We start from the raw sequence: 26,434 nt of genomic DNA, 5'->3' as shown, positions 1-26,434 counted from the left end.
GAAGAGGTATGGCCAAGCTCGTGTTCGGAATGAACCAGTCCCTGGACGGCTATGTCGACCATACGTCATTTGCGCCGGGACCGACGCTCTTCCGCCACTTCATCGCGGAGGCTCAGACGCAGGCGGGCAGTGTCTATGGGCGCCAGATGTATGAAATCATGCGGTACTGGGATGACGATCATCCCGAATGGAATGCCGACGAACGCGCCTTCGCGGCGGCGTGGCGGAACCAGCCGAAATGGGTCGTCTCGCGCTCGTTGAAGGCGGTTGGCCCCAACGCCAGCCTTGTTCAGGGTGATCTTGAGGGCGCGATCCGGGCGTTGAAGGCCGAGCGCGAGGGGGAGATCGAGATTGCCGGCCCGAACCTCGCGCAAAGCCTCACCGAACTTGGCCTGATCGACGAGTACCGGATCTACCTCCACCCCGTCGTGCTTGGTCACGGCAAGCCGTATTTCGCCGGCCCCCGGCCACGGCTGCGCCTCATGACCAACGATCGGATGGGCGAGGATGTGGTCCGGTTGACCTACGTTCCCGCATAATCTCCAGACTCGGCCGGAAATCGCCGCTGAAGTCTGGACAGGGCCAAAGCGATGGTGATGCTTCGCTTTGGCGGCGAACCCGGACGATATCGCGCATGGCGGCGCTGGGCTGCCGCGAGCCCGATCGCTCGCTGCTGAAAAGCAGCAGCCCTTTCCATGACATTTGCCGGAGATGTTCTAGTTGAGGTTGCGGCCGGTAGGTGATCCTATTGCGGCAGTTGAGTCTCCCCGCCCTCGATTCCACTCAGAGCTCAAGCGCACCCATGTCGATTTCAGATGCGATCTACCGTCCATTCGAGAATCTGATCCGGCCGCTGGACATTCCCTACCGGCCGCTGCCCGCCAAGGGCCCGTAGCTGTCCTTTTGCACTTCATTTCGATGTTTCGCGGCGTGCTGATTGCGCTGGCGCTTTCCTCCATGGCGATGGAAGCCATCAATCTGACGATCGTCTGGGGGCTGTCGGTCATCGTCGATGGCGTCACGCAACAGGGCGCTTCCACCTTCCTGCGCAACGAATGGCCGCTTTTGACTTTCCTCGGCCTGCTGATCTTTCCGGCCATGCCGGTCGTCTCGTTCCTGCTCAACACGCTGACCTCGCATACGCTTGGCGTCGGCATGCCGGCCGCCATCCAGTGGCAGGGCCACAAGGCGGTGGAGCGGCAGGATCTGGCCTTTTTCCATGATCTCTATGCCGGTCAGGTCGCCTCGCGCCTGCAGCAGGTGGCCTCCGCCGTCCAGCAGCAGATCATTGCCGCCTTCCAGTCCATTCCGCGCTTCCTGCTGCAGCTGGTCGGCTCGGTGATCCTGCTCAGCGCATTGTCCTGGCAGCTTGCCTTGCCGGTCGCCGTCTGGATCGCGCTCAATGTGGCATTCACCGTCAGGGTCGTTCCCACCTTTGCCGAACGCGCACGCCGCACCGCCAAGCAGCGCAGCATGGTAGCCGGCGCCATCACCGATCTCTACGCCAACATGCAGATGATCAAGCAGTTCGCCGCCGAGGACAGCGAGGCGGGCTCCATCCGTCGCGTGATCCAGAAGGCCGTGCAGACGCAACACAGCGAACAGCGCATCTATCGCAGCTCGGAACTGACCGTCGTCGTCCTCAATATGGTGCTGTGGCTGACCATGCTTTCGATCGGATTTTCCGGTCTCGTCAATGGGTTTCTCTCCATTGGCCAGTTTGTCGGCGCCGTCTACATCCTCCAGCGCCTGTCGACACAGATATTCACGTTCCTGCAGATGGGCCAGCAGATCTTCCAGGCGATCGGCACGATCAAGGACGCCATGCCAGTCATGACGACCCCGCCCACCATCACCGACCGGCCGGATGCGACCGATCTCAAGGTCGAGGCCGGAGAGATCCGTTTCGAAAACGTGCGCTTCGCCTACAAGGCCGGAAAGCCGGTCATCGAGGATCTGTCGCTGAGGGTGCGCCCCGGCGAGAAGATCGGCCTCGTCGGCCTCTCGGGTGCGGGCAAGACCACGCTCGCGAACCTGCTCATGCGCTTCTACGAAATCAGGGAGGGCGCGATCCTGATCGACGGGCAGGATATCCGCGCCGTCAGCCAGGCAAGCCTTCGGCGCGCCATCGGCGTGATCGCGCAGGATGTCGCGCTGCTGCATCGTTCGGTCGGCGACAACATCCGCTATGGCCGGCCGGAGGCGGGCGAACGGGAGATCGAAGAGGTGGCGAGGATGGCCGCCGCCGATACCTTCATCGCCGATCTGTCGGATGCCGAAGGCCGCAAGGGCTATGAAGCCTTCGTCGGTGACCGCGGCATCAAGCTGTCGGGCGGCCAGCGCCAGCGCGTCGCCATCGCCCGCGTGTTGTTGAAGAACGCGCCGATCCTGGTGCTCGACGAGGCAACCTCGGCCCTCGACAGCGAGTCCGAGGCTTCCATCCAGGAGCGGCTTAACCTGGTGATGGAGGGAAAGACGGTGATCGCCATCGCACATCGCCTCTCGACGATTGCCATGATGGACCGGATCGTCGTGCTCGGGCAGGGCCGTATCGTCGAAGAAGGCAAGCCCGACGAACTGGTCAAGCAGGACGGCCTGTTTGCACGGCTGTGGAGGCGCCAGACAGGTGGCTTTCTCCCCGAAGAGATCAGCTAGCCTGGAAACGCCCCGATTTTCCGCGTGCGCTGGCCTCGAAGGCAGTGCCGATCTCGGCAATCGCAATATCCGCCATTGCCGAGGGCCGCCCTGGACGCACCGTCCTGCGCCTGCACTCTGCGGCCGGCCGGACCGGGTGAACCTTAAGCGCGGTCAAGTTGTGTTAAGCTGGGTAAAATTGCGCCGCCCGCGCGCGTTTGTGCCTTATGGGTGGCCGGCATGAATGACGGACGGAGTGCGATGAACAAGGTCCTCCTCATCGACGACGATGTCGAGTTGACGACGCTGCTGCAGGAATACCTGGTCGAAGAAGGCTACGACGTGGCGACAGGCACGGACGGTGGCACGGCGATTGCCGCCGCCGCGCGCAGCGCGGCGGACCTGATCGTGCTCGATATCATGATGCCCCGAATGAACGGGATCGAGATCCTGCAACGGATCAGGAAGCTGAGCCAGGTTCCCGTGCTGATGCTGACGGCGAGGGGCGATGACATCGACCGGATATCCGGCTTGAACCTCGGCGCCGACGATTATGTGACGAAACCCTGTTCGCCGGGAGAACTCGCCGCGAGGGTGCGCGCCATCCTTCGTCGTGCGAGCCAGCCTGCGGTCGGCGCGGTCCCCGAAACGCTGAGAGCCGGGCGGCTGGTGGTTCATCCAGGCAACAGAACCGCCGAATGGAACGGACGGCCGCTCGAACTGACCGGCACGGAGTTCAGCCTGCTCGAAGTTCTCGCCCGCAATGCCGGCCAGCTGGTATCGAAGCAAGACATCTCGAAACGGGCTTTTGGAAAGCCGCTGACCCCGTTCGATCGCCGCATCGACGTCCATATCAGCAGCGTGCGTCAGAAGCTCGGCCTCAGGGAAGATGGACAGTCGCGGATAAAGTCTGTCCGCGGCCAGGGCTATCAACTTCTTTTGGACTGACATGCCCCGACTGTTCAGGAAGTTCTTCGTGATAACCTGGCTGACGCTTGCCGGGTCCGTCGCGATCATACTCGCGACGCTCAACGTCTTCGAGACGCTTCCTTCCGCTTCGAAACTGGAACGTCAGAAACGGGAAGTCGTCCTCGACCTGACTGCAAACCTCCTCGTTAAGGAGGGCGAAGATGCCGCCCGGCGCCTTGCCCGGGCGAGCGAGGACACGGTGCCGATCGGCCTCACGATCTCTGAGATCGCGGGGTCCGGCTCATGCGCCGATAGGAGCATGGCGGGGACGAGAACCGTCCTGAAGGACGGAATTTGCTACCGGCTCTCAGCGCCTCGGCAAGGCAATGTCATTCTCGACAAGCTTGGCCCGTTCGTACCGGGGTTCGGTATTCTGATTTCGAGCGCGATATCGGCGGCCGTGCTCGCCCGCTATCTCATCCGTCCTGTCGTGCACCTTCGCGACGGCCTGAGCGCGCTCGCCCACGGCCGTTTCGACGTCCGCATCGGGCACAAGATGGCAGGCCGGAAGGACGAGGTCTCCGCACTCGCGCACGATTTCGATGCCAGCGCCGCGCGGTTGCAGGATCTGCAGGATGCGCAGCAGCGACTTTTCCACGACGTGTCCCACGAACTGCGCTCCCCGCTGTCGCGTCTGCAGGCCGTTGGCGGTGTCCTTCGGCAGAGTCCGGGCAAACTCGATATCATGCTGAACCGTATGGATCGGGAGGTCGAGCGGCTCGATGCGCTGGTCGGTGAGGTGCTCACTCTCGCCAGGCTGACCGCCGGTTCCCGTTTCCCGCTGAAGACACAGACGCTGGACGTCATTGATCTCCTGAACGAAATCCTGGGCGACGCAGCGTTCGAAGCCCAGGCCCGCGAGGTCTCGATCACCACCAATGTCGACGACAGCTTCCTTGCCGAGGTCGAAGGCGAACTGATCTACCGGGCGCTGGAAAACGTCATTCGCAATGCCGTCAAATACACGGCCGAACATTCGCAAGTCACCGTGCGGTGCGAGACGACAGGCCATCTCCTAAAGGTGCGCGTCGCGGATCAGGGGCCGGGTGTCAGGCGAGACGAACTCGAACGAATCTTTCAGCCATTCTCCCGCGGCGACGACGCGGCGCCGAGAGGCGGGTACGGTCTTGGCCTTGCGATCGCCAGACAGGCCATCGAGTGCCATGGCGGGCGGGTATACGCGTCGCTGCCGGGCGCCGGCGGCTTGGCCATCATGCTGGAGATCCCCCGAAGGCCGGTGACGAACAGTGCGGCGAACGATCGAGGCTGATCGCAAGTTTTACCCAACTTTACACTGCCTTTACGGCCATTAACGCCGGCATCGCTAAAGCTGAACCGTGATCCCGGTTCTTGAAACGCGAGAGAGTGACCAATGTCGGTGACCACGGCGGTGTTCCAGCAGGGCAAGAGGATGCGGTTCCTCTGGCTGGCCGTCCCATTGCTTTTGACGCCAATCCTGTTGTCGCAGAGCGCTTGGCCGCCGGAGGCCCGTCCTCGCCAGGCGATAGAATTTGTGGGGTCCGCTTTTATCATCCTATGCATCGCCGGGCGGTGCTGGGCATCCCTCTATATAGGCGGACACAAGAATCGGGACCTCATCACGGACGGCCCTTACAAATACACCCGCAATCCGTTGTACTTCTTTTCTTCCCTCGGGCTTGCCGGCATCGGCCTGACGTTTGGGTCGCTCGCGATCGCGGCTCTCTACTTTTCGTTTGGGTATCTGGTCTTCGCCTATGTCTCGGCCCGCGAATCGACTGCTCTGGACGGGCTTTTCGGCGATTCCTACCGGGAATATTGCCGCGAGGTTCCCGCCTTCTTCCCTCGCCTGAGACGAAGCGCCGGCGACGCCGCACAGCAGTCGCCCATGACGTTCAACCCGGCCGCGCTGAAGCGTACTGCCATCGACAGTTCCTGCTTTCTCCTGGCAATCCCCGGGTCCGAACTGATCGAGACATTGCGACTTGCAGGGCTCCTTAAGCCGATATTGCACCTTTTTTGACAGCTTCTGCCCGCCGCCCGTTGAAGCCGTTTCGTCGCGCCTGCCTGCGCAAGCACACCAGGCCGACAGGGCCTCAGCCCTTGAGCTCCTGGAGGCTGTTGCCGCCATCGACGACCAAAAGGGAGCCGTTGACATAGCTGGCGCCGGCCGAGGCCAGGAACACCACCGCCGCTGCCACTTCGTCGGGCCGGCCAGCCCGCCCCGGCGGCGTGTGCAGGGCGGCTGTCAGCTCCATCTCGCTCGACGAGCCCGTTTCGATCCAGCCGGGCGCCACGGCATTGACCGTCACGCCGTTGCTGGCAACTTCGAGCGCCAGCGTGCGCGTCAGGCCGACCATGCCGGCCTTGGCGGCGGAATAGGCTGATGTGCCGACGAAGGACACCAGCGGACCGGTGACCGACGCCACATTGATAATGCGCCCATAGCCAGCTTCGATCATTGCCGGCAGGAATGCATGGGTGACCAGAAACGCCGTCTTCAGGCTGACCTCGATGCCTCGGTCCCAATCGGCCTCGGTCATGGCGAGAAACGCCTTGTCGACCGAGGGTGATGCCAGCGAGCCCATGCCGGCATTGTTGACCAGTATGTCGACCGCGCCGAACTCGGCCCGCAGCCGCGCGACATCGGCGGCCTTGGTGAGATCGGCGACCACGGCGCTGGCATCGATGCCTTCGGCACGAAGCGCGGCGGCGCGGTCAAGCACACGCGCGCTGGCGCCGGTGAGGAACACCGCATGGCCGGCCTGGCCAAGTTGGCGGGCGATGGCAAAGCCGATGCCGTCGGCGGCTCCGGCGCCGGTGATCAGCGCACGCTTGATGGGGGTGGAGGTCATGGTCAATCAGCCCCGCTGGTTCCGCCCGTCGCGCAAAGGTCGGACAGCGCAATCACCGAACCATATAGGAGTGAAATGGCGCGCCCGAAGAGATTCGAACTCCTGACCCCCAGATTCGTAGTCTGGTGCTCTATCCAGCTGAGCTACGGGCGCGCATCAGGCCATGTTTTCAACGGCCCCGCGATCCGATCCCAAGGACCGGCCGCGAATGTGTGCAGTTCCCTAACGACTGAATTTGCGAAAAGCAAGCCGATCCGGCAAAAGTTTTGTCGCAGGCGTGTGATCCGGTGATGACGGCCCTAATCCCAAGGCTTTGAAGCTGTCGGGGAGGCGGTCTGATTTCAGGCCGAGTGGGGAAAATCTCAGCGAACGTCGCCGAACGCGTCAGGTCGCAGGGCAAGGGCGCCTTGAGAAAACAGCGCCGAGGCCGTCACGCCGGGCGGCGCAGGCTGCCACGGGCCTGGTCGAGCCGCACCGGCTGGTCGGGGATGGTGACGGCGAAAGTGGTGCGCCCGCCAATCGACTCGACCAGTTCCACCGAGCCGCCATGCGCCCGGATCAGTTCATGCGCGATGGCCAGGCCAAGGCCGGTGCCGCCGCTGCGCGCCGAGCCGCGGAATGCCGCGAACAGGTTTTCGCGCGCCTTCGGCGGCAGGCCTGGGCCGGTATCGGTGACGGCGATGCGGCTAACGCTGCCCATGCGCTCGGCCGAGACCGCCAGCCGCCGCACCACGGCGCTCTCGGTGTCGGCCGCCATCGCCTGCACCGAGTTGCGGCACAGATTGGTGAGCACCCTAAACAGCTGGTCGGAATCGGCGTCCACTTCGAAAGCCGTCTCGACGGCATTGATGAACTCAATGCCTTCCTCGATGTCGAGCAGCCCGTGCACGTCCTCGACCAGCTGGCGCAGCCGCACCCGGCGGCGAGAAGGCGGCGGCTCCTGCGTGCGGCCATAGTGAAGCACGCCTTCCGAATAGGAGACGGCACGGTCGAGCGCGCGCAACAGCTTGGGAGCGAAGGCCTGCACGGTCGGGTCCCTGACCTGGCGCAAACGGTCCGACATCAGCTGCGCCGAGGCCAGGATGTTGCGCATGTCATGGTTGATCTTCGAGACCGCCAGGCCGAGATCGGCAAGGTGTTTCTGCTCCGAAAGCATCTTTTGCAGCCGCTCCTGCATCTGCGACAGTTCGCGTTCGGCAACACCGATCTCGTCGGACCGGGCGGCGGGATGGATGATGCGCCCAGGGTCGTCGGGCGCTTCGGAGAAGGACAGCATCGAGCGCGTCATGGTGCGGATCGGCCCGATCATGATCAGGTCGATCGCGGCATAGACCAGCATGGCGGTGAACAGCGAGATCAGCAGCGAGACGAAGGCAACGTTGCGCGAATAGATGAGCATGGCCTTGCGCAGCGAGTAGTCCGGCATGATCAGCTCGAACTCCTTGTCGCTGTCGCCGACCGGTCCGAAAACGCGCAGCATCCGGTCGCCGCCGAAGAACAGCGTGTCGAGCGCGCCGGTCATGCCCTTGATCATACCGACGCTGGCAAGGTCGATATGCTCGTCGACTTGCGGCGGCATGTCCGCCACCACCAGAAGCCGGGAGACGCCGCCATCGCGCACCGCGATCGCCTTGGCGCCGATCGCCATCAGCACGTCGTTCTGGGCCGTGCGCGACAGCGAGGTCGGCTCGCCCTGCACCAGCACGATCGACACGGCCGCGGCCGTGCTCAGCCGCTCCTTGAGCCAGCTCAGCCGGTAGCTGGCGATCCAGGGCAGGAAGATGAGCACTTCGGCCAGAAGCACGAAAACGATGGTGAGCAGCAGCAATTTCGTCGACAGGCCGCGCGACAAGGGTACCGTGCGGACGGCGGCTGGCGCCGGTCCGATCCCTTCCCCCGCTTGGCTGGCTTCGCTCATGCGACCCTGTCTTCACAATCACTTGATCAGCCAAGATTAGGCGATTACGGCATTTTTGCCAATTTCATCCTTTGGCCGGAACATTAAATTACCGTCATAAAACCTGCGTCCGCGGCGCGACGACCCCGGATTGACTTCCAAAACCCTTCTTTCTATAAGCCCGCTCACGCTCGGGCCATTCGTCCCGGCGCGGTTTCGATCGCGCCAAAGCCGGCCCGGCAAAGCTCCTGTTACAAAGTGACAGAATCAAGAAGGGCCGCACCCCGCGGTATTAAAACAAATGAAGCGTACCTACCAACCGTCCAAACTCGTCCGCAAACGCCGGCACGGTTTCCGTGCCCGCATGGCCACCAAGGGTGGTCGTGGCGTCGTCGCAGCTCGCCGCAACCGCGGCCGCAAGCGGCTAAGCGCCTAAGCGAGACGATATCGTTGCCCGCAACCGGCAAGCCAGTGGGGCAAAATCCCAAGCGGCTTCTGAAACGCGCGGAATTCCTGGCCGTCCGTCGTGGTGAAAAGCGACGCGGACGGTTTTTCCTCGTCGAGGTCCTCGACCGCGGCGATGGCGGGGTGCCGCGTGTCGGCTACACCGTCACCAAGAAGGTCGGCAACGCTGTTGTGCGCAACCGCGTCAGGCGGCGGCTGAAAGAAGCCGTCCGCGTCCATGCCGCAGATGACATGGTGCCCGGCAATGACTATGTCATCGTCGGGCGCGATGATGCGCTGCGCGCCCCCTTCGGCCAGTTGAAGGCCGAACTCTCCCGCCGACTTCGCGGAACACGATAGGCCAAGGGCACTCGATGGAAAACAACCGGAACTTCTTCATCACCATCGCGCTGTCGGTGCTGATCCTGACTTTGTGGCAGGTTTTCTACATGAACCCGCGCGTCGAGCAGCAGCGCGAGGCCGCCAAGATCGAGCAGCAGCGGGTGGAAGAGCAGAAGAAGGCGGCAGAGGCCGCCAATCCGGGAGCTGGGACACCCGCTCCGGCACCGGGCACCATTCCCAACGCGCCTGGCGCTGACACCGTCACCGCGGCCAGCCGCGACCAGGCGCTTGCCGCTTCCAAGCGCGTCAAGATCGACACGCCGAGCCTCGAAGGTTCGATCAACCTGACCGGCGCGCGCCTCGACGACCTCAAACTCAAGCACTACACCGAGACCGTCGACAAGAATTCGCCCGAGATCGAACTGCTCAACCCGCAGTCCTTGCCCACCGGCTATTTCGCCGAGATCGGCTTCGTCGGCAACGACAAGACCGGCACGGTGCCGGGTGCCGAAACGGTGTGGAATGTCGAGGGCAATCCGACGCTGACCCCGTCGACGCCGGTGACGCTCACCTACACCAACGACAAGGGCCTGACCTTCAAGCGCGTCTTCTCCGTCGACGCCAACTACATGTTCACGGTCACGGACACGGTGCAGAATGCCGGTTCCAGCGCGGTTTCGCTGTTCAACTACGGCCGCGTCACGCGCTACGACAAGCCGGCCGTCGCCAGCACCTATGTGCTGCATGAGGGCCTGATCGGCGTTACCGGCACCGAGGGCCTGGCCGAATACAAATACGCCAAGATCGAATCCGAGAAGCAGGTCACGCCGGGCAAGTCGACCGATGGCTGGCTCGGCATCACCGACAAATACTGGGCCGTCACGCTCGTGCCGACCGAGAAGCAGCCTTTCCAGCCGCGCTACGCCTTCTTCGAGGATGGCCGACACCGCTACCAGTCGGACTTCCTCACCGATGCGATCAATGTCGAGGCCGGCCAGTCCGCGACGGTCGAGACAGAGATCTTCGCCGGCGCCAAGGAAGTCGCCAAGATCAACGCCTACGAGGCGGACCGTCATATTCGCCAGTTCAACCTGGTGATCGACTGGGGGTATTTCTATTTCATCACCAAGCCGATGTTCTGGCTGATCGACACGCTCTACAAATTCTTCGGCAATTTCGGTCTGGCGATCCTCGCCACCACCGTCATCGTCAAGGCCATCTTCTTCCCGCTCGCCAACAAGTCCTACGCGTCGATGGCGAACATGAAGAAGGTGCAGCCCAAGATGCTGGAGATCCGCGAGAAATACGCGGACGACAAGATGAAGCAGCAGCAGGCGATGATGGAGCTGTACAAGACCGAGAAGATCAATCCGCTCGCCGGCTGCTGGCCGGTGGCGCTGCAGATCCCGGTCTTCTTCTCGCTCTACAAGGTGCTCTACATCACCATCGAGATGCGCCACGCGCCGTTCTTCGGCTGGATCCAGGATCTGGCCGCGCCCGATCCGACCTCGATCTTCAACCTGTTCGGCCTGGTTCCGATCACGCTGCCGCACATGCTGATGATTGGCGTATGGCCGCTGATCATGGGCGTCACCATGTTCCTGCAGATGCGCATGAACCCGACGCCGCCGGATCCGACGCAGGCCGCGATCTTCACCTGGATGCCTGTTATCTTCACCTTCATGATGGCGGGCTTCCCGGCCGGCCTGGTCATCTACTGGGCCTGGAACAACACGCTGTCGATCCTGCAGCAGGGCGTGATCATGAAGCGCCAGGGCGCCAAGATCGAGCTGTGGGACAATCTGGTGGCCCTGTTCAAAAAGAAACCGTCACCGGCGGAATAGAACTCTCTCTTCGCGAAAAAGCCCGGTTCGTCCGGGTTTTTTCTTTGGGCGGATAGTCGTTCACGTTCCCGTGATCGGCGAAACTAGCGCGCCGTCCGCGGCGTGACTGTTTGTGCGTTTCCAAAGGCTATCAATTCCGATCAGCCCTCACCCGGAGGAAGACCACATGCGCTTGCCGTCATTCAGGACCATCGCCATTTCCGCCCTCGTCGCCGGCGTGGCGATTGCCGCCCCTGCCTATGCCAAGAACCCCAATGTCGGCGGCGCGCCGATGTACACCACCAAGAACATCGTCGAGAACGCCGTCAATTCGAAGGATCACACGACGCTGGTCGCCGCCGTCAAGGCCGCCGGCCTGGTCGACACGCTGCAGGGCGCCGGTCCGTTCACCGTTTTCGCGCCGACAAACGAGGCCTTCGCGGCACTGCCGGCCGGCACTGTCGACACGCTGCTCAAGCCCGAGAACAAGGACAAGCTCACCAAGGTGCTGACCGCGCATGTCGTGGCCGGCAAGATTTCAGGCGCCGAGATGATGAAGAAGGCCAAGGCTATGGGTGGCAAATACGAGATGAAGACCGTCTCTGGCGACACGCTCACCGCCGAGGTCAAGAAGGGCAAGCTCTACATCATGGACGAGGCCGGCGGCGAGGCGAAGGTGACCATCGCCGACGTCAACCAGTCGAACGGCGTCATCCATGTCGTCAACAAGGTGCTGTTGCCGAAGTAACGACTTCCGGCGAAAGGGGGCAGTGGCAGCCGGTTGGGGCTTTCTCGGTCTGCCATCCCCGCCTCATGACGAGGTGCCATATTTCTTGGGGAAGTCGTTTTCGGCGAGGCCGGGGTCCTGTAAGTCCCTCACAGGGCCCCGGTTTCATTTTGCGTATCGTAAAGGCGGGTGGGGTTCAGCGGTCCAACCTCGACCGCTTCCGGCCTTCATTCCATCACGGCGCTGTGGTCGACCTTGGCCGGCGTGCCTGGCTTGCGCAGCAGAAGCACCAGCGGGATGGCGGCCAGCGACAGGATCATCATCAGCTTGAAATCGTCCATGTAGCTGATGACAGTCGCCTGCAGCGTCACCACGCCATCAAGTGCCGCGCGGCCGGCCGCGGTGTAGGGGTTCATCGCCTGCGCGATCGCCGGGTTGCCGAACGCCTGGTTGAGGGGCGTCACATAGGCGGCGATATTGGCATGGTTGATCTGCACATTCTGCGTCAGGAGCGCGGTGACCACCGAGATGCCGACGCTGGAGCCGATGTTGCGCGACAGATTGTAGAGACCGGTGCCCTCCGCGCGCCGCTCGGGCGCCAGCGTGGCGAAGGTGATGGTGGTCAGCGGCACGAACAGGAAGCCGAGCCCCGCGCCCTGGATGAAGCCGGTGCTGATGATGGTCCATTGCGAGACGTCGGGGGTCCAGCCGGTCATGTCGTACATCGCCCACGCGGTGATCGCGAGGCCGATCAACAGCAGCCATCGCGTATCCACCTTGCCGATCAGCCTGCCGACCAGGAACATGCACGCCATCGTGCCGAGGCCGCGCGGGCCCATGACGATGCCGGCCGTCACCACCGGATAACCCATCAGCGTCTGCAGATAGGGCGTCATCAGCGCCAGCGAGGCGAGATAGGTGATGCCGATGATGAAGATGAAGATCATGCCGACGGCGAAATTCCGGTCCAGGAACAGCCGCGGATTCACGAAGGTGTTCTTGGCTGTGAAGATGTGGACGAGGAAGATGTAGAAGGCCGACGCGCAGATCAGCGCCTCGACGATGATCTCGGACGACGAGAACCAGTTGAGCTGCTCGCCGCGGTCGAGAAACATCTGCAGCGCCGCGATGGTGATGCTGAGCATGCCGAAGCCCAGCCAGTCCAGCCTTGCCTTGATGTCGAGCTTGGTTTCCAGGACGAACAGCGACACGCCGGCGAAAGCCAGCGCTCCGATCGGTACGTTGATGTAGAACACCCAGCGCCAGGAGACATTCTCGGTGAGCCAGCCGCCGATGACCGGACCGAGCACCGGCCCGACCATCACCGAAACGCCGAACAGCGCCATTGCCGAGCCGCGCTCTTCCACGCTGTAGATGTCGAGCAGGATCGACTGCGACAGCGGCACCAGCGCCGCGCCGAACAGGCCTTGCAGCAGGCGGAAGCCGACGATCTGCGGCAGCGACTGCGCGAAGCCGCACAGCACCGAGGCGACGACGAAGCCGGTGATCGAGGTCAACAGGATACGCTTGCGGCCGAAACGGTTGGCAAGATAGCCCGAGGGCGGCGTCATCACCGCCGCCGCGACGATGTAGGAGGTCAGCACCCAGTTGATCTGGTCGGCGCTGGCCGAAACGCTGCCCTGTATGTAGGGCAGCGCCACATTGGCGATCGTCGTGTCCAGCGCCTGCATGATGACGGCCAGGATGACGCAGGCCGTGATGGCGCCGCGATTGGCGACCACCGGTGTGGCACCTGCCGCGGCCGCGCTGGTCATGATTTTTGTCCGAACCGGTCGATGAGGTTGGTGATGAAGTCCGGCAGGCCGCGCGTATGGCCGGTCTCGACGTCGACCACGACGCTCATGCCGCCGCGCAGCGGCGGCATGCCCTTGGCATCGTCGACCGTCACGCGCATCGGGATGCGCTGCACGACCTTGACCCAGTTGCCGGTGGTGTTCTGCGCCGGCAGCAGCGAGAAGCTCGACGACGAGGCCGGGCTGATCGAGGCAACCGTGCCGTGCCAGACGGCACCCGGATAGGTGTCGACGCTGATCGTCGCCGTCTGTCCCGGCCGCACATAGGTCAGCTCGGTTTCCTTCGGTTCCGCCTCGATCCACAGATCGGTCGACGACACCAGGCTGAAGGCCGGCTGCGAAGCCGGCAGATATTTGCCGACCTGAAGCGCGTCGACATTGGTGACGACGCCGTCGAACGGCGCCTTGACCACGGAATCGGCAAGGTTACGCTGCGCGTCGTCGACGCCCGACCGGGCCTGCAGGTAGAACGGGTTCTTCTCCACGGGCTGGTCGGCGTCGCCGCCCAGCTGGGCAAGCGTGGCCTGCGCCTGCGCCTTGGCGACGTCCACTTTCTGGCGCGCCGCGACGAGGTCGTGCTGGGCGCTGTCGAAAGATGCCTTGGAGGCGGTGGAGGTCTTGAGCAGGTCCTGCTGCCGCTGGAAGGCGGCCTCGTAATAGGGAATGTCGGCCTCGGCCTGTTCGATCTGCGCCAGCGACTGCTGGTAGCTCGCCTGCAGGGTCAGCACCTGGTTGCGCACGGTCCCGAGCTGAGCCTGAGCGGCGGCGAGAGCGGTTTCGAAGGAGGCCGGCCGCAGGCGGAACAGCACGTCGCCCTTCTTCACCGCCTGGTTCTCGCGCACGTCGATCTCCTGCACGGTGCCGGAGACGTCGGTGGACACGCCGAGCGACTGCGCCTGGATGTAGGCATTGTCGGTCGTCATCACCTGCCCGCCGGTGACGTAGTAGTAGCCGCCGACGGCCAGCGCGATGGGAAGCAGCGCAAACAGCACCGGCCGTTTGAGGCTGCGCTTCGGCTTGACCGGGGCAGGAGCGGGAGGAGCAACGGCGATAGGGGCCGGCTGCGGCTCCTTGGCCGGCGCCTCGAGTGCCGCGGGCTGCGGCGCGACCGGGGCTTCCAACTCGCCAGTGTCGATGGCGGCATTGGCGCGCCTCTGTTCGCGCTCGCTGTCCAGCCGGATGATCTGGTCGCCAGCGCGACCCGTGGCAGGGGCGTCTTCGGCGGGTTTCTTGGGGGATGCTGAATCAGCCATGGACTTTCTCCCGGTCGACGGCTGGCTGTGTGCAGGCCGCGAGCAGATTGGATTTGATCAAGGTTTGCAGCGGATGCTGCCGTGTTTCAGGCGAACGGCCGGCGAAGGCCTCGCCTCGTGTTCTCTGGCCATTGCCGGGCATGATCTCGAGCGGCGGGCGGGCCTGCGAGCTCAGGTGAGGCAGCCAGGCCGATTGGGCTCGGCTCAGCCCCGATGTTCGCGAACGCTGCTCGAACCGCTTTCGAAGCAGGCGCGCGACGTCGTGCAGCACGAAGCTGATAGGGGGCGAGGAGGACATGGGAGCAGGTCGGGATCGATGGACAAGTTTTCGTGAGCATGCTTATTATCATCATGCACATAATCCTGCTGGACGGCGCGCGCAAGACGGACTAAGCCGCGCTGACCAAAAATCGCATGGGCCACGACACGGAAGAGGCGCCCCGGCGGCGCGAATTTTCCGGCAAGGATTTCGACGATGAACTGGATCAGGATCGCAGCCGTGACGGCTCTCGCCGGGTGGCCAGGCATCGCGGTGGCAAAGCAAGCGGTGAGCTGCGGCGGTGCGGCCATGCTGGGGGGCGCGCAGCTTAACTGCAGCCACGTCGAACCTGCGGCACCGCCGCAATTCTGCACGTTTAGCTGGGCTCTCCACACGATGGCGGGCGATCAGAAAGTCGTCGAAGGCACGTTCCTGTTGCCGCCCGGCGCCTCGAATGTCACCGTCTACCAGGGCAGCGGTTTCGACAGCGCGCTGTCCAATCCGATCGTGATCTGCCGCGGCAACAAATGAGCCTGTTCGTCACGCAAGACTCGCTCCCCGGCCGATTGGTGCTATAGGGCGGATCACGTTATTTTGACCAGGCGCCTCCGGTAGCGGGATGCGCTTGTCTGCCAATTTCCTGGACGAACCGACATGGACGGACCCAACCCCGATATCAAGCACCCGATCCCGATGCACACGCGCGTCGGCTTCCTGAAACCGCTGGTGACGGAGCCGAACATCGAGATCGGCGACTTCACCTATTATGACGACCCGGACGGCCCGGACAAATTCGCGCAGAAATGCGTGCTGCACCACTATCCCTTCATCGGCGACAAGCTCATCATCGGCAAGTTCTGCGCCATCGCCGAAGGCGCGCGCTTCATCATGAACGGCGCCAACCACGCCATGTCCGGGTTTTCCACCTATCCGTTCAACATTTTCGGCCATGGCTGGGAAAAGGGGTTCGACCCGGCGACATGGTCGAAGGAGGTGCGCGGCGACACGGTGGTCGGCAGCGATGTCTGGATCGGCATGGAAGCGGTTATCCTGCCCGGCGTGGAAATCGGCCATGGCGCCATCATCGCCGCCAAATCCGTGGTGACGCACGATGTGCCGCCCTATGCCACTGTCGCCGGCAACGCGGCCAAGGTGGTGAAGATGCGTTTCGACGACAGGACGATCAGGCGGCTGCTGGCACTGGCATGGTGGCACTGGCCGGTGGACAAGATCGGCCGCAACCTCGATGCCATCAGGGGCGCCAATATCTCTCTTCTGGAGGCAGCAGCTTGAACGCTCTGAACAGCACTGTGATCACCACCGACCTGTTCACGCGCGGGTGGATCTTCATCCGCGGCGTGCCCGCCATGAAGTTCCTGCCGCCGGAAGGGCCGCCGGAAATTGCCTTTGCCGGCCGCTCCAATGTCGGCAAGTCGTCGCTGATCAACGCGCTGGTCAACCAGAAGGGGCTGGCGCGCACCTCCAACACGCCGGGGCGCACGCAGGAACTCAACTATTTCGTGCCGGGCGGATTTTCGGGCGAGGGCGCCGACCTGCCGCCGATGGCGCTGGTCGACATGCCGGGCTACGGCTACGCCACCGCGCCCAAGGAGAAGGTCGACGAGTGGACCAAACTTGTCTTCGACTATCTCAAGGGCCGGGTGACGCTGAAGCGGGTCTATGTGCTGATCGACGCCCGCCACGGCATCAAGACCAAGGACGAGGAGGTGCTGTCGCTGCTCGACAAGGCGGCGGTGTCCTACCAGATCGTGCTGACCAAGACCGACAAGATCAAGGTCGCCGGAGTGCCGCGGCTGATCGAGGAGACGCTGCAAAAGATCAAGAAGCGGCCGGCGGCGTTTCCGTTCGTTCTGGCGACGTCGTCGGAAAAGGGCGAGGGGCTGGAGGAGTTGCAGGCCGCGATCGTGCTTGCAGCCAATGGCGGCTAAAGCAATTCCAGGAAAAAGCGCGTAGCGTTTTCCGTTGGGAATTGCGTCACGACAAAGAGATAGAACGGTTCGCCGTTTCCACGAAACGGTGAAACGCCCTAGGCCTTTGCCTCCAGCGCAATCATCTGGTGGCGTTCTTCCTCCGCCAGCCTTTCGGTGCCGTAAGCCTTCAGGAAGATGTCGACGCCCGACCTGACGATGTGGTCGATCTCTTCCTGGCTCGGAGCCTTGGTGCGGTAGGCGAAGATGCACTGCCGGAAGAGGCCGGCCAGGCACAGTTCGGTGAACTGGTAGGCGGCAAGATCGACATCGTCGATCTTGAGCATGCCGCGTTCGATGGCGGCATTGAGGAACTCCACCACCTTGTCATGGCCACGTTTGGGGCCGCGTTCGTAAAACCGCGCGCCCATATCGGGGATCCTGTCGGACGCGCCGATCACCGTGCGCTGCGCCTGGATCACCCTGGCCGAGGTGATCTTCATGGACAGCACCTTGCCGAACTTCACCAGCGTCTGGCGCAGATCGTCGGCGCGGTCCAGCATGTCGTACATGTTCTTGAAGATGGTGCCGCGCTCTTCCTCGATCAGCGCTTCGAACAGCTCTTCCTTGTTGGCGAAGTAAACATAGATTGTGCCTTTCGACACGCCGGCTTCGCGCGTGATGTCGTTCATCGAAGCGGCCTCGAAGCCCTTGTCTATGAAGACACGGCGGGCGCCTTCGATGATCTGGCTGCGCTTGACCGGATCCTGTCCTGCCGCCGGCCGCCCGCGGCGCAGGCTTTCCAGCAAGTCGTTGCAGTTGTCGGTTTCGACGTCAGGCGTTGTCTCGGCCATTAAAGTCACACCTCGAAAATAATTCGAACCAACCGGTTCGATTGCCTCTTGATATGGTCCTCTTTTCACGCTATGTCAACGGCCAGATCGAACCGAACGGTTCAGTATTATTACTTTAGAGAGATGTCATGTCCTCGAACGCGCCCACCACTGCCGAAGTCCGCCCCTTCCCCAACGCCAAGGTCGCTCCGGCGACGGAAGCACCCGAAATTCCCGTCCACCCCGTCGCACCGCCGCCGGCGGCTGAAGCTCCGGCCAAGAAGAAGCGTTCGGTGCGCTCCTTCCTGCTGCCGATCATCGGCCTTGCCCTTCTGAGCGGCGGCGCCTGGTATGGCTACGACTACTGGACCACGGGCCGTTTCATGATCTCGACGGACGATGCCTATGTCCAGGCCGACATGGCGTTCGTTTCGCCGAAGATCTCCGGCTATGTCGACCAGGTCAAGGTCAGCGAGAACCAGCACGTCAAGGCCGGCGATCCGCTGCTGACGATCGACGATGGCGACTACAAGATCGCCGTTGCCCAGGCCGAGGCGCAGATCGCCACATTGTCCAAGACGCTCGACCGCATCGATGCGCAGACCAAGGCCGCGCAGGCTTCCCTGCAGCAGGCCCAGGCGCAGAAGGTCGCCGACCAGGCGGCTGCCGACAATGCCGCCCGTGCCCAGCAGCGTGCCGCGCAGCTGGTCAAGACGCATGTCGGCACGCAGGCGCAACTGGACGACGCGCAGACCGCGCTCGACCAGGCCAATGCAGCGCTGGTTGGCGCCGATGCGCAGATCGCCGCCGCACAGGCCAATATCGGCGTGTTCGAGGCGCAGCGCGCCGAGTCGGCGAGCACGCTTGCTTCGCTGCAGCTCGGCCGCGACAAGGCCGCACGCGACCTTTCCTTTACAGTGCTCAAGGCGCCTTATGACGGCGTCGTCGGCAACCGCTCGGTCGAACAGGGCGACCTTGTCAGCCCCGGCCAGAAGCTCGCCGTGGTCGTGCCGTTGGACAAGCTCTACATCGTCGCCAACTTCAAGGAGACGCAGCTTGCCCGGCTGGTTCCCGGCGAGAAGGTCAACATCTCGGTCGACGCCATCGACGGCCACCCCATCCAGGGCACCGTCTCGTCGCTCGCTCCGGCGTCAGGCGCGGTCTTCTCGCTGTTGCCGCCTGAAAATGCCACCGGCAACTTCACCAAGGTTGTGCAGCGCGTTCCGGTCCGCATCGACGTCCCGGCCGATGCCCTGAAGACCGGCAAGCTGCGTGCTGGCCTGAGCGTTGTCGTCAACGTCGACAGCCGCACCGCGCCTGCCGCCACCACCAACTAAGCGCTTTCGGAGGGTGGCTCGGCGGCTGATGAAGCGCCGGGCCGCCCGGCCGGCCTCAAGGAGGCCCGTGAAATGGCAACCGCAACCATCACCGCAGGATCGCCGCCAGCAAGACCGGCGGTCCCTGACACCATTTCCACACGCCGCGTCATCGCTTTCCTGGCGATGGTGTTCGGCATGTTCATGGCGATCCTGGACATCCAGATCGTGTCGGCCTCGCTCGCCGAGATCCAGGCGGGCCTCAGCGCCAGCTCCGATGAAATTCCGTGGGTGCAGACGGCCTATCTGATCGCCGAGGTGGTCATGATCCCGCTGTCGGGCTTCCTCAGCCGCATGCTGTCGACGCGCGTCCTATTCACCATCGCCGCCGCCGGCTTCACCGCGGCCAGCGCCCTTGCCGCGACCGCCACCAACATCGACCAGATGATCGTCTACCGCGCCGTGCAGGGCTTCATCGGCGGCGGCATGATCCCCAGCGTCTTTGCCGCGGCCTTCACCATCTTCCCGCCCTCCAAGCGCGCCATCGTCTCGCCGATGATCGGCCTGGTGGCGACGCTGGCGCCGACCATCGGCCCGACCGTCGGCGGCTATATCAGCCACGCCTTTTCATGGCACTGGCTGTTCCTGGTCAATGTCGTGCCGGGCATACTGGTGGCGACCGCCGCCTGGTCGCTGATCGATTTCGACAAGCCCAACCTCAAGCTGTTCAACAAGTTCGACTGGTGGGGCCTCGCCGGCATGGCGGCCTTCCTCGGCTGCATGGAATATGTGCTGGAGGAAGGTCCGAACAATGACTGGCTGCAGGACCAGGGCGTGTTCATCTGCGCCATCGTCATGAGCATCGGCGCGGTGATCTTCTTCTGGCGCGTCTTCACCGCCGAGGAGCCGATCGTCGATCTCAGGGCCTTCAGCAACGTCAACTTCGCCTTCGGCTCGCTGTTTTCCTTCGTCATCGGCATCGGCCTCTACGGTCTGACCTATCTCTACCCGGTCTTCCTCGGCCGCATCCGTGGCTACGATTCGATGATGATCGGCGAGGCGCTGTTCGTCAGCGGCCTGGCGATGTTCGTCACCGCGCCGATCTCCGGCATCCTGTCGAGCAAGATGGATTTGCGGCTGATGATGATGATCGGCTTCTTCGGCTTCGCCACCGGCACCTGGTGGATGACGCATCTGACCGCGGACTGGGATTTCTACGAACTGCTCATCCCGCAGATCCTGCGCGGCTGTTCGATGATGCTGTGCATGGTGCCGATCAACAACATCGCGCTCGGCACCTTGCCGCCCGACAGGCTGAAGAATGCGTCCGGCCTGTTCAACCTCACCCGCAACCTCGGCGGCGCGGTCGGCCTTGCCCTCATCAACACCGTGCTGATCGACCGCAACGCCTTCCACTACGCCAGGCTCGCCGAGCATGTGCAGTGGGGCAGTGCCGCCGCGCAGACCAAGCTGCAGAACATGACGCTCAATTTCGAGCAGGTCACGGGTCTCGATGCCACCAGTGCGGCGATCTCCAAGCTGTCGGGCATGGTCCAGCAGCAGGCGGCGCTGCTGTCTTTCATGGACGTATTCTACATGCTGACGGTGCTGTTCGCGACGCTCGGCCTGTTCACCATGCTGATCAACAAGCCGGCCGCGCCCGGTGGTGGTGGAGGCGGCGGGCACTAAGCAATTCCAGGAAAAGTGTGAAGCGGTTTTCCGTCCGGAGTTGCCTCAAAGCAAAAAAGCACCAGACGTGGCAGCGGTTTCGGGAAGCTCCTCCAGTCCACGCCCGAAAAGCTCTGACCGCGCAAAAAACTCCGGGCCGCAAAGCCCGGAGTTTTTCGTTGTGCGGAGCAAAGCCGTCAGGCCGTGGCGGGCTTGAAGGTCAGCGCCACGCCGTTGATGCAGTGGCGCAGGCCGGTCGGCGCCGGACCGTCGTCGAAGACATGGCCGAGATGGCCGCCGCAGCGGCGGCAATGCACCTCGGTGCGGGTCATGCCGAGCGAGCGGTCCTCGGTCTTGCCGATGCCGTTGGCGATCTCTTGCCAGAAGCTCGGCCAGCCGGTGCCGGAATCGAATTTCGTCTCCGAGGGATAGACCGGCAGGTCACAGCCGGCGCAGGCGAAGGTGCCCTTGCGGTGCTCGTTGAGCAGCGGGCTGGTGCCGGGATACTCCGTGCCTTGCTTGCGCAGCACGTCGAAGGCGGCCGGCGACAGGATGGCTTTCCATTCGTCGTCGGTCTTGGTGATCTCGAATTTCTCGGCGGCCAGCGCGGGCTGCGGACCGCCCATGCGCAGCAGGGTCGCCGCGGCCCCGATGACGCCGATAGCGGCGGCGCCGCTCAAGAGAAAGTCGCGACGGTTCATGACCAGTTCCTCCGGTTGTTCCTTTTGCCAAACTATACCGCCACGCAGAAATCAAAAGCCGTGACGGTTGCCCTCAAACGACACTCCGCGCCGGTCCACGGTTGACCGTGGGCGGCGCGGAGCACGCGTGTCGTCTGCAGGTCACGGGAGCGGGACGATGCAATCGACGGAGGGCTCTTGCTGCAGGTTCGGCGCTGCAAGCCCTTTGTTACATTCCAGGGCCGATCACATCTTCGGGAGCAGAACCTTGTCGATGACGTGGATGACGCCGTTGGACTGCTCGACATCGGCGATCGTCACATTGGCGACATTGCCGTTCTCGTCGGTGACGGTGACCTTGCCGCCCTCGGCCTTGAGCGACAGCTCGCAGCCGCCGACGGTCTTGACCTTGTGCGTACCGCCGTCGGCCTTGGCCATCGAAGCCACGTCCGCCGCCATCGCCTTGGCGCCGATGACATGGCAGGTCAGGATCTTGGTCAGCTTGTCCTTGTTCTCAGGCTTGAGCAGCGTGTCGACCGTGCCGGCCGGCAGTGCCGCGAAGGCCTCGTTGGTCGGCGCGAAGACGGTGAACGGGCCGGCGCCCTGCAGCGTGTCGACCAGGCCGGCCGCCTTGACCGCGGCGACGAGCGTCGTGTGGTCCTTCGAATTGACGGCGTTCTCGACGATGTTCTTCTGGGCATACATGGCGGCACCGCCGACCATCGGGTTTTCGGCATAGGCAACGGTGGCAAGCGCGGAAACGGCGATCGTACCGGCAAGCAAAAGGGTGGCGTATCTACGCATGATGTTCAAACTCCTCGGGTTTCTCTTCCCATTTTTGGGGACGCGAGGAGATACGGAACACAAATGCACAAGTTTCAGACTATTTTGGATTTTTGAAGTTTTCGCTCTGGCAAACAGATTTGCCCGGCATAATGGCTTGCCGGCCCGCGTCTCATTTTAGACATACGAAACGCAAGATAGATTGGAATTATTCTGGCAACGAAAGAGACGCAGGTCAGATGCCCTTGAGGTCGCCAGCGGCAACCACCGGTCCGGTCGGCTGCCCGGTCGGCGAACCGCCTGAAGGCTCCAGGCTGACGGCCAGCACCGCGCCCTGGGCGAGCTTCTGCTGCGTGGCGGGCGAGACCCCGATATGCACGGTCGGGCCGGCCGGGATGACGCCCATCGAGACCGGAGCGTTCTTGCCCTCGATCATCCAAAGTTCGAAGTCCTTGCCGGAAGCGAGCGTGCCGGAAACGTGCGAAAGGCTGACGTCATGCCGCTCGGAATCATAGACGGCGAGATATTTTACATCGCTGCCGTTGGCGGCCAGCGAGGCGACAAGCCGCGCCTGCGGCTGTTCAGCCGGCCGATTGACATAAGGCACGACGACGTAGAGAGCCAGGGCAGCGACAGCCGCGACGGCGAGGCCGCGCCAGAAGGCGAGGCTGGACCAAATTCCGCCGCTTGGTGCGGCAGAGGTTTGAGCGGTGCTCGAGAACAGCCGGCGATCGACAGCCGCCTTCACCGAGGCCGGCGGCTCGACCTCCGCATAGCCGGCGGCCAGCGGCGAGAGGTGAACCTCCCAGCCATCGACGAGCCGCGCGAAATCGGTCTCGGTGTCGATGCGCCTGGATGCGATCTGCCGCTCTTCCACCGGCAGAACGCCGAGAACGTATTCGGCGGCGAACAGGTCGTCGCCTCCACGTTCCGGTCCATTGTCCTCTGCCAGTGTCATCTTTCCAGACATTCTCTAAGTTTCATCAGGCTGCGGCGCAGCCAGGTACGCATCGTGTTCAGCGGCACGCCGTGGCGCTCCGCCAGCTCGGCATAGCTTTCGCCCTTGAGATAAGCGCCCCGAACGGCCGCCGCCCGGTCCTTCTCCAGCTCCTCTAGACAATGGTGGATGCGCTCGGATTCGTCGCCCGCCACCACCATCGCTTCAGGTCCCGGTGCCGGATCGGCCACGTCGAGCGCGGCATCGATATCGGCGGCAGGCTTGCGCCGCGCCCTGACGCGATCGATCGCGTGGTTGCGGGCGATTGCCGCCAGCCAGGAGATCGGGCTGAGATCGGAGACGGCGAAACGATCCGCCTTCGTCCATATCTTGACGAAGACTTCCTGCAGCGCTTCTTCAGCATCTCCCCGGTCGTTCAATACACGAAGGCATACGCCGAAAAGTTTCGCGCTGGTCTGCCGGTAGAGCAGATCGAACGCGGCCCGATCCTTCATCGAAGTCCGGACGATCAGCTTGGTGATGTCCTGCGGCGTCATGCGCGCCAAGTTAGGCGATTGCGTTGTATTTGCAACGGCGGAAATATTCCGTCCACCTAAAGTCCCGGTGTCCTGGCGCAGGCTTCGATTGCCAAGGGATCAGCCGCTGGCTAGCTTGGCGGCAATGGGGAAGCGCCGATGTCGGTCGAACGGCTGTTGTGGGAAGAAGACGCGACCGGCCTCGCCGGCCTGGTGCGCAAGGGCGAACTTTCGGCGATCGAGCTGACCGACGCGGCGATCGCGCGCGCCGAGGCCACAAGGCCAGAAATCAATGCCACGGCCGAGCCGCTCTACGACGCCGCGCGGGCGCGGGCAAAAACCATGGACCGCTCGCTGCCGCTGGCCGGCGTGCCCTTCGCCATCAAGGATCTCGGCATCGCCATCAAGGGCGTGCCCTCGCATGGCGGCAGCCGCATTCCGGCCTCGGTGCCCGACGTCAATTCGGTGATGACCGAACGCTATCTCGCCGCCGGGCTGATCCCGATCGTCACCTCGACATCGCCGGAATACGGCCTGCGGCTGATGACCGAATCCAAGGCCTTCGGCATTACTCGCAATCCCTGGAACACCGGCCACACCAGCGGCGGCTCGTCGGGTGGTGCGGCGGCCCTGGTCGCTGCCGGCGTGGTGCCGGTGGCGCATGCCTCCGATGGCGGCGGCTCGATCCGCGTGCCTTCCGCATGCACGGGCCTGGTCGGCCTCAAGACCTCGCGCGGTCGCGTCCCGCTGACGCCGCTGGTCAGCGAAAGCTGGTACGGCATGGTGGTCGACCATGCCGTCACCCGCTCGGTGCGCGATAGCGCGTTGCTGCTCGATCTCACCCACGGTCCCGATCCGCTGTCGCCCTATGCCGCACGTCAGCCGAAGGGCACGTTTGCCGCCGCCGCCGCGCGCGATCCCGGCAAGCTCAGGCTCGCCGTCTACCGCAAGTCGCCGCTTGGCCTGCCGATCTCGGCCGAGACGATGAAGGCGCTGGACACCGCGGTGGCGCTGGCGCGCGAGGGCGGCCATACGGTCGAGGAGATCGACCTGCCCTTCATCGGCCGCGATTTCCTCGCGGATTTCTGCAGGACGGTTGCTTCGGCCGTCGCCGGCATGCTGCGGGCCGAAACGCTGCGCGTCGGCCGTCCCGTGACCGGCGACGTCGAGCGCACCACGCGGATCCTCGGCCGGTTGGGCGAAATGGTCTCGGCCGGCGAGATCTATGCCGCACTGCAGCGGCTGCACGCCGCCTCGCGCCGGATGATCGAGGAAACGGCGCAGTATGACGCCGTGCTGATGCCTGTCATCGCGCACCCGCCGCTCCCCTGTGGCGCCATGGATCCGAAAGGCGCCGACGAGCTGGTCGAAAACCTGCTCGACAAGCTTCATCTGACGCCCTTGCTGAAATTGAAGCCGCTGTTCGGCCAGCTGATGGACAAGAGCCTTCTGTTCACGCACTGGCCGGCGATCCACAATGTCAGCGGCCAGCCGTCGATCGCGCTGCCCGTCCATGTCACCGACGCCGGCCTGCCGCTCGGCATCCAGGCCGCAGGCCGTCCGGGCGACGAGGAGACGCTTTTGTCCTTCGCCGCGCAGATGGAGAAGATTTCGGGCTGGCTGAAACGGCGGGCGCCGCTGATGGTGCCGTCATGATGACGAGGCCGTGAACGCGGCGAATATGACAGCAATGCCATTTGCCCCCCGCGCCAATTCCCGCTAAGACGCCGCCGTCTTTACCTGATGCTTGTCGCCCAAAAGTGTCCAGCGGTTTTGGGGCAACGACATGCATAAACTAAGACATGCATAAACTAAAAAGCCAGGGAACCGCCCGATGACGGACATCGCCGCCACCGCCGAAATGCAGGCCGCCCTGCTGTCACGCGCATTGCCTTACATGCAGCGCTACGAACACAAGACCGTCGTGGTGAAGTATGGCGGCCACGCCATGGGCGACATCGAGCTTGGCAAGGCCTTCGCCCGCGACATCGCGCTGCTGAAGCAGTCCGGCGTCAACCCGATCGTCGTTCATGGCGGCGGGCCGCAGATCGGTGCCATGCTGACCAAGATGGGCATCGAGTCCAAGTTCGAGGGTGGGCTGCGCGTCACCGACCAGAAGACGGTCGAGATCGTCGAGATGGTGCTGGCCGGCTCGATCAACAAGGAGATCGTCGCGCTCATCAACGCCGAAGGCGAATGGGCGATCGGCCTCTGCGGCAAGGACGGCAACATGGTGTTCGCCGAAAAGGCGCGCAAGACCATGATCGACCCCGATTCCAACATCGAGCGCGTGCTCGATCTCGGCTTTGTCGGCGAGCCGGTCGAGGTCGACCGCACGCTGCTCGACCTCCTGGCGCGTTCCGAAATGATCCCGGTGCTGGCGCCTGTCGCGCCCGGCCGCGACGGCCACACTTACAACATCAACGCCGACACTTTCGCCGGCGCCATTGCCGGCGCCTGCAAGGCCTCGCGCCTTTTGTTCCTGACCGACGTGCCGGGCGTGCTCGACAAGAACAAGAAGCTGATCGACGAGCTGACGGTCGCCGAGGCCAGGGCGCTGATCAAGGACGGCACGGTCTCGGGCGGCATGATCCCCAAGGTCGAGACCTGCATCGAGGCGATCGAGCGCGGCGTCGAAGGCGTCGTCATCCTCAACGGCAAGACGCCGCATTCGGTGCTGCTCGAACTCTTCACCGAACACGGCGCCGGCACGCTGATCGTGCCCTGAGGCGACGCGTACGTCGCCACAGCCGGCTG

Annotated in this window: 25 protein-coding genes, 1 tRNA gene and 1 pseudogene; 16 read left to right on the top strand and 11 right to left on the bottom strand. The window is 63.6% G+C overall.

The annotated features are described in order from the left end of the window. Nucleotides 1-8: 8 nt before the first annotated feature. The 5 genes and pseudogenes from JG746_RS03370 (at nt 9) to JG746_RS03350 (ending at nt 5,605) form a co-directional block, all read left to right on the top strand. Nucleotides 9-539, top strand: a complete 531-nt coding sequence (locus JG746_RS03370; protein ID WP_202356882.1) for a dihydrofolate reductase family protein — start codon at nt 9-11, stop codon at nt 537-539. A 263-nt stretch (nt 540-802) separates the two neighbouring features. Further along, nucleotides 803-2,655, top strand: a pseudogene (locus JG746_RS03365) (ABC transporter ATP-binding protein). Between the two features lie 240 nt (nt 2,656-2,895). Continuing rightward, nucleotides 2,896-3,582: a response regulator gene (locus tag JG746_RS03360; protein ID WP_202356881.1), complete on the top strand. Its 687-nt coding sequence runs from the start codon at nt 2,896-2,898 to the stop codon at nt 3,580-3,582. Nucleotide 3,583: 1 nt separating this feature from the next. After that, on the top strand, nt 3,584-4,873 hold the full coding sequence (locus JG746_RS03355; RefSeq protein ID WP_202356880.1) for a HAMP domain-containing sensor histidine kinase: 1,290 nt from the start codon (nt 3,584-3,586) through the stop codon (nt 4,871-4,873). A 102-nt stretch (nt 4,874-4,975) separates the two neighbouring features. Further along, nucleotides 4,976-5,605 (top strand): methyltransferase family protein, encoded by a 630-nt coding sequence (locus JG746_RS03350; protein ID WP_202356879.1) that lies wholly within the window; start codon nt 4,976-4,978, stop codon nt 5,603-5,605. A 73-nt stretch (nt 5,606-5,678) separates the two neighbouring features. Here the strand turns inward: JG746_RS03350 and JG746_RS03345 are convergent, their stop codons facing one another. From JG746_RS03345 to JG746_RS03335, 3 genes are all read right to left on the bottom strand, one after another. Next, nucleotides 5,679-6,437, bottom strand: coding sequence for an SDR family NAD(P)-dependent oxidoreductase (locus tag JG746_RS03345; protein WP_202356878.1), 759 nt, complete (start codon nt 6,435-6,437; stop codon nt 5,679-5,681). 76 nt (nt 6,438-6,513) lie between these two features. Then, a tRNA-Arg gene (locus tag JG746_RS03340) sits at nt 6,514-6,590 on the bottom strand. A 277-nt stretch (nt 6,591-6,867) separates the two neighbouring features. After that, nucleotides 6,868-8,355 (bottom strand): ATP-binding protein, encoded by a 1,488-nt coding sequence (locus JG746_RS03335; RefSeq protein ID WP_202356877.1) that lies wholly within the window; start codon nt 8,353-8,355, stop codon nt 6,868-6,870. 280 nt (nt 8,356-8,635) lie between these two features. Here JG746_RS03335 and rpmH point away from each other — a divergent pair, with 280 nt between their 5' ends. The 4 genes from rpmH to JG746_RS03315 all read left to right on the top strand — a co-directional run bounded on the left by rpmH (nt 8,636) and on the right by JG746_RS03315 (nt 11,691). Continuing rightward, nucleotides 8,636-8,770, top strand: a complete 135-nt coding sequence (rpmH, locus tag JG746_RS03330; protein ID WP_008833937.1) for a 50S ribosomal protein L34 — start codon at nt 8,636-8,638, stop codon at nt 8,768-8,770. Nucleotides 8,771-8,784: 14 nt separating this feature from the next. Next, on the top strand, nt 8,785-9,138 hold the full coding sequence (gene rnpA / locus JG746_RS03325; RefSeq protein WP_027040889.1) for a ribonuclease P protein component: 354 nt from the start codon (nt 8,785-8,787) through the stop codon (nt 9,136-9,138). Nucleotides 9,139-9,152: 14 nt separating this feature from the next. Beyond that, a complete protein-coding gene (gene yidC, locus JG746_RS03320; protein ID WP_202356876.1) occupies nt 9,153-10,964 on the top strand; it encodes a membrane protein insertase YidC in 1,812 nt (603 codons plus the stop codon). 166 nt (nt 10,965-11,130) lie between these two features. Further along, nucleotides 11,131-11,691 carry a fasciclin domain-containing protein gene (locus tag JG746_RS03315; RefSeq protein WP_202356875.1) on the top strand — a complete coding sequence of 187 codons (561 nt, stop codon included), beginning with the start codon at nt 11,131-11,133 and terminating at the stop codon, nt 11,689-11,691. Between the two features lie 206 nt (nt 11,692-11,897). Here JG746_RS03315 and JG746_RS03310 read toward each other — a convergent pair whose 3' ends face one another. Genes JG746_RS03310 through JG746_RS03300 form a run of 3 tightly spaced genes read right to left on the bottom strand, consistent with a single transcriptional unit; the run spans nt 11,898 to nt 15,035 of the window. Then, complete coding sequence (locus JG746_RS03310) at nt 11,898-13,445, bottom strand: DHA2 family efflux MFS transporter permease subunit (RefSeq protein ID WP_202356874.1); 1,548 nt, start codon at nt 13,443-13,445, stop codon at nt 11,898-11,900. After that, nucleotides 13,442-14,737 (bottom strand): HlyD family secretion protein, encoded by a 1,296-nt coding sequence (locus JG746_RS03305; RefSeq protein WP_202356873.1) that lies wholly within the window; start codon nt 14,735-14,737, stop codon nt 13,442-13,444. The genes JG746_RS03310 and JG746_RS03305 overlap by 4 nt, the downstream gene beginning before the upstream one ends. Beyond that, on the bottom strand, nt 14,730-15,035 hold the full coding sequence (locus JG746_RS03300; RefSeq protein WP_202356872.1) for a hypothetical protein: 306 nt from the start codon (nt 15,033-15,035) through the stop codon (nt 14,730-14,732). The genes JG746_RS03305 and JG746_RS03300 overlap by 8 nt, the downstream gene beginning before the upstream one ends. A gap of 177 nt (nt 15,036-15,212) precedes the next feature. Here JG746_RS03300 and JG746_RS03295 point away from each other — a divergent pair, with 177 nt between their 5' ends. The 3 genes from JG746_RS03295 to yihA all read left to right on the top strand — a co-directional run bounded on the left by JG746_RS03295 (nt 15,213) and on the right by yihA (nt 16,945). Continuing rightward, nucleotides 15,213-15,527 carry a hypothetical protein gene (locus JG746_RS03295; protein ID WP_202356871.1) on the top strand — a complete coding sequence of 105 codons (315 nt, stop codon included), beginning with the start codon at nt 15,213-15,215 and terminating at the stop codon, nt 15,525-15,527. A 123-nt stretch (nt 15,528-15,650) separates the two neighbouring features. Continuing rightward, on the top strand, nt 15,651-16,289 hold the full coding sequence (locus JG746_RS03290; protein ID WP_202356870.1) for a CatB-related O-acetyltransferase: 639 nt from the start codon (nt 15,651-15,653) through the stop codon (nt 16,287-16,289). Continuing rightward, a complete protein-coding gene (gene yihA / locus JG746_RS03285; protein WP_202356869.1) occupies nt 16,286-16,945 on the top strand; it encodes a ribosome biogenesis GTP-binding protein YihA/YsxC in 660 nt (219 codons plus the stop codon). The genes JG746_RS03290 and yihA overlap by 4 nt, the downstream gene beginning before the upstream one ends. A gap of 98 nt (nt 16,946-17,043) precedes the next feature. Here the strand turns inward: yihA and JG746_RS03280 are convergent, their stop codons facing one another. Beyond that, a complete protein-coding gene (locus JG746_RS03280) occupies nt 17,044-17,778 on the bottom strand; it encodes a TetR/AcrR family transcriptional regulator (protein WP_202356868.1) in 735 nt (244 codons plus the stop codon). A gap of 128 nt (nt 17,779-17,906) precedes the next feature. Between JG746_RS03280 and JG746_RS03275 the strand changes: the two genes are divergently transcribed. Both JG746_RS03275 and JG746_RS03270 read left to right on the top strand, forming a co-directional pair. Beyond that, nucleotides 17,907-19,094, top strand: a complete 1,188-nt coding sequence (locus JG746_RS03275; protein ID WP_202356867.1) for an HlyD family secretion protein — start codon at nt 17,907-17,909, stop codon at nt 19,092-19,094. A gap of 72 nt (nt 19,095-19,166) precedes the next feature. Continuing rightward, nucleotides 19,167-20,762, top strand: coding sequence for a DHA2 family efflux MFS transporter permease subunit (locus JG746_RS03270; RefSeq protein WP_202356866.1), 1,596 nt, complete (start codon nt 19,167-19,169; stop codon nt 20,760-20,762). A gap of 176 nt (nt 20,763-20,938) precedes the next feature. On the opposite strand, the gene msrB is transcribed toward JG746_RS03270, so the two are convergent. From msrB to JG746_RS03250, 4 genes are all read right to left on the bottom strand, one after another. After that, nucleotides 20,939-21,442: a peptide-methionine (R)-S-oxide reductase MsrB gene (msrB, locus tag JG746_RS03265; RefSeq protein WP_202356865.1), complete on the bottom strand. Its 504-nt coding sequence runs from the start codon at nt 21,440-21,442 to the stop codon at nt 20,939-20,941. Between the two features lie 225 nt (nt 21,443-21,667). After that, nucleotides 21,668-22,225: a fasciclin domain-containing protein gene (locus tag JG746_RS03260; RefSeq protein ID WP_202356864.1), complete on the bottom strand. Its 558-nt coding sequence runs from the start codon at nt 22,223-22,225 to the stop codon at nt 21,668-21,670. A gap of 214 nt (nt 22,226-22,439) precedes the next feature. Beyond that, nucleotides 22,440-23,162, bottom strand: coding sequence for an anti-sigma factor (locus tag JG746_RS03255; RefSeq protein WP_202359248.1), 723 nt, complete (start codon nt 23,160-23,162; stop codon nt 22,440-22,442). Beyond that, entirely contained in the window at nt 23,159-23,698 is a 540-nt protein-coding gene (locus JG746_RS03250) for a sigma-70 family RNA polymerase sigma factor (RefSeq protein WP_202356863.1), read from the bottom strand. The genes JG746_RS03255 and JG746_RS03250 overlap by 4 nt, the downstream gene beginning before the upstream one ends. A gap of 138 nt (nt 23,699-23,836) precedes the next feature. Here JG746_RS03250 and JG746_RS03245 point away from each other — a divergent pair, with 138 nt between their 5' ends. Together JG746_RS03245 and argB are read left to right on the top strand one after the other, a co-directional pair. Further along, the gene (locus JG746_RS03245) at nt 23,837-25,333 is read left to right on the top strand and encodes an amidase (RefSeq protein ID WP_202356862.1); all 1,497 of its coding nucleotides are present in this window, start codon (nt 23,837-23,839) and stop codon (nt 25,331-25,333) included. A 178-nt stretch (nt 25,334-25,511) separates the two neighbouring features. After that, nucleotides 25,512-26,405, top strand: coding sequence for an acetylglutamate kinase (gene argB / locus JG746_RS03240; protein ID WP_056573602.1), 894 nt, complete (start codon nt 25,512-25,514; stop codon nt 26,403-26,405). The last annotated feature ends 29 nt before the right edge of the window (nt 26,406-26,434 follow it).

Source organism: Mesorhizobium sp. 113-3-3 (genome assembly GCF_016756495.1).
In the GTDB taxonomy this organism is placed as follows: Bacteria; Pseudomonadota; Alphaproteobacteria; order Rhizobiales; family Rhizobiaceae; genus Mesorhizobium.
This window is presented reverse-complemented; position numbering and strand designations above follow the sequence as displayed.

What these genes read in the sequence shown, in the direction of transcription:
- JG746_RS03305 (WP_202356873.1), bottom strand. Translation starts at nt 14,737, where the DNA reads ATGGCTGATTCAGCATCCCCCAAGAAACCCGCCGAAGACGCCCCTGCC.
- JG746_RS03360 (WP_202356881.1), top strand. Translation starts at nt 2,896, where the DNA reads ATGAACAAGGTCCTCCTCATCGACGACGATGTCGAGTTGACGACGCTG.
- msrB (WP_202356865.1), bottom strand. Translation starts at nt 21,442, where the DNA reads ATGAACCGTCGCGACTTTCTCTTGAGCGGCGCCGCCGCTATCGGCGTC.
- JG746_RS03350 (WP_202356879.1), top strand. Translation starts at nt 4,976, where the DNA reads ATGTCGGTGACCACGGCGGTGTTCCAGCAGGGCAAGAGGATGCGGTTC.
- rpmH (WP_008833937.1), top strand. Translation starts at nt 8,636, where the DNA reads ATGAAGCGTACCTACCAACCGTCCAAACTCGTCCGCAAACGCCGGCAC.
- JG746_RS03345 (WP_202356878.1), bottom strand. Translation starts at nt 6,437, where the DNA reads ATGACCTCCACCCCCATCAAGCGTGCGCTGATCACCGGCGCCGGAGCC.
- JG746_RS03260 (WP_202356864.1), bottom strand. Translation starts at nt 22,225, where the DNA reads ATGCGTAGATACGCCACCCTTTTGCTTGCCGGTACGATCGCCGTTTCC.
- JG746_RS03310 (WP_202356874.1), bottom strand. Translation starts at nt 13,445, where the DNA reads ATGACCAGCGCGGCCGCGGCAGGTGCCACACCGGTGGTCGCCAATCGC.
- JG746_RS03295 (WP_202356871.1), top strand. Translation starts at nt 15,213, where the DNA reads ATGAACTGGATCAGGATCGCAGCCGTGACGGCTCTCGCCGGGTGGCCA.
- JG746_RS03255 (WP_202359248.1), bottom strand. Translation starts at nt 23,162, where the DNA reads ATGACACTGGCAGAGGACAATGGACCGGAACGTGGAGGCGACGACCTG.
- argB (WP_056573602.1), top strand. Translation starts at nt 25,512, where the DNA reads ATGACGGACATCGCCGCCACCGCCGAAATGCAGGCCGCCCTGCTGTCA.
- JG746_RS03315 (WP_202356875.1), top strand. Translation starts at nt 11,131, where the DNA reads ATGCGCTTGCCGTCATTCAGGACCATCGCCATTTCCGCCCTCGTCGCC.
- JG746_RS03300 (WP_202356872.1), bottom strand. Translation starts at nt 15,035, where the DNA reads ATGTCCTCCTCGCCCCCTATCAGCTTCGTGCTGCACGACGTCGCGCGC.
- JG746_RS03370 (WP_202356882.1), top strand. Translation starts at nt 9, where the DNA reads ATGGCCAAGCTCGTGTTCGGAATGAACCAGTCCCTGGACGGCTATGTC.
- JG746_RS03335 (WP_202356877.1), bottom strand. Translation starts at nt 8,355, where the DNA reads ATGAGCGAAGCCAGCCAAGCGGGGGAAGGGATCGGACCGGCGCCAGCC.
- JG746_RS03270 (WP_202356866.1), top strand. Translation starts at nt 19,167, where the DNA reads ATGGCAACCGCAACCATCACCGCAGGATCGCCGCCAGCAAGACCGGCG.
- JG746_RS03250 (WP_202356863.1), bottom strand. Translation starts at nt 23,698, where the DNA reads ATGACGCCGCAGGACATCACCAAGCTGATCGTCCGGACTTCGATGAAG.
- JG746_RS03245 (WP_202356862.1), top strand. Translation starts at nt 23,837, where the DNA reads ATGTCGGTCGAACGGCTGTTGTGGGAAGAAGACGCGACCGGCCTCGCC.
- JG746_RS03290 (WP_202356870.1), top strand. Translation starts at nt 15,651, where the DNA reads ATGGACGGACCCAACCCCGATATCAAGCACCCGATCCCGATGCACACG.
- JG746_RS03355 (WP_202356880.1), top strand. Translation starts at nt 3,584, where the DNA reads ATGCCCCGACTGTTCAGGAAGTTCTTCGTGATAACCTGGCTGACGCTT.
- JG746_RS03275 (WP_202356867.1), top strand. Translation starts at nt 17,907, where the DNA reads ATGTCCTCGAACGCGCCCACCACTGCCGAAGTCCGCCCCTTCCCCAAC.
- yidC (WP_202356876.1), top strand. Translation starts at nt 9,153, where the DNA reads ATGGAAAACAACCGGAACTTCTTCATCACCATCGCGCTGTCGGTGCTG.
- JG746_RS03280 (WP_202356868.1), bottom strand. Translation starts at nt 17,778, where the DNA reads ATGGCCGAGACAACGCCTGACGTCGAAACCGACAACTGCAACGACTTG.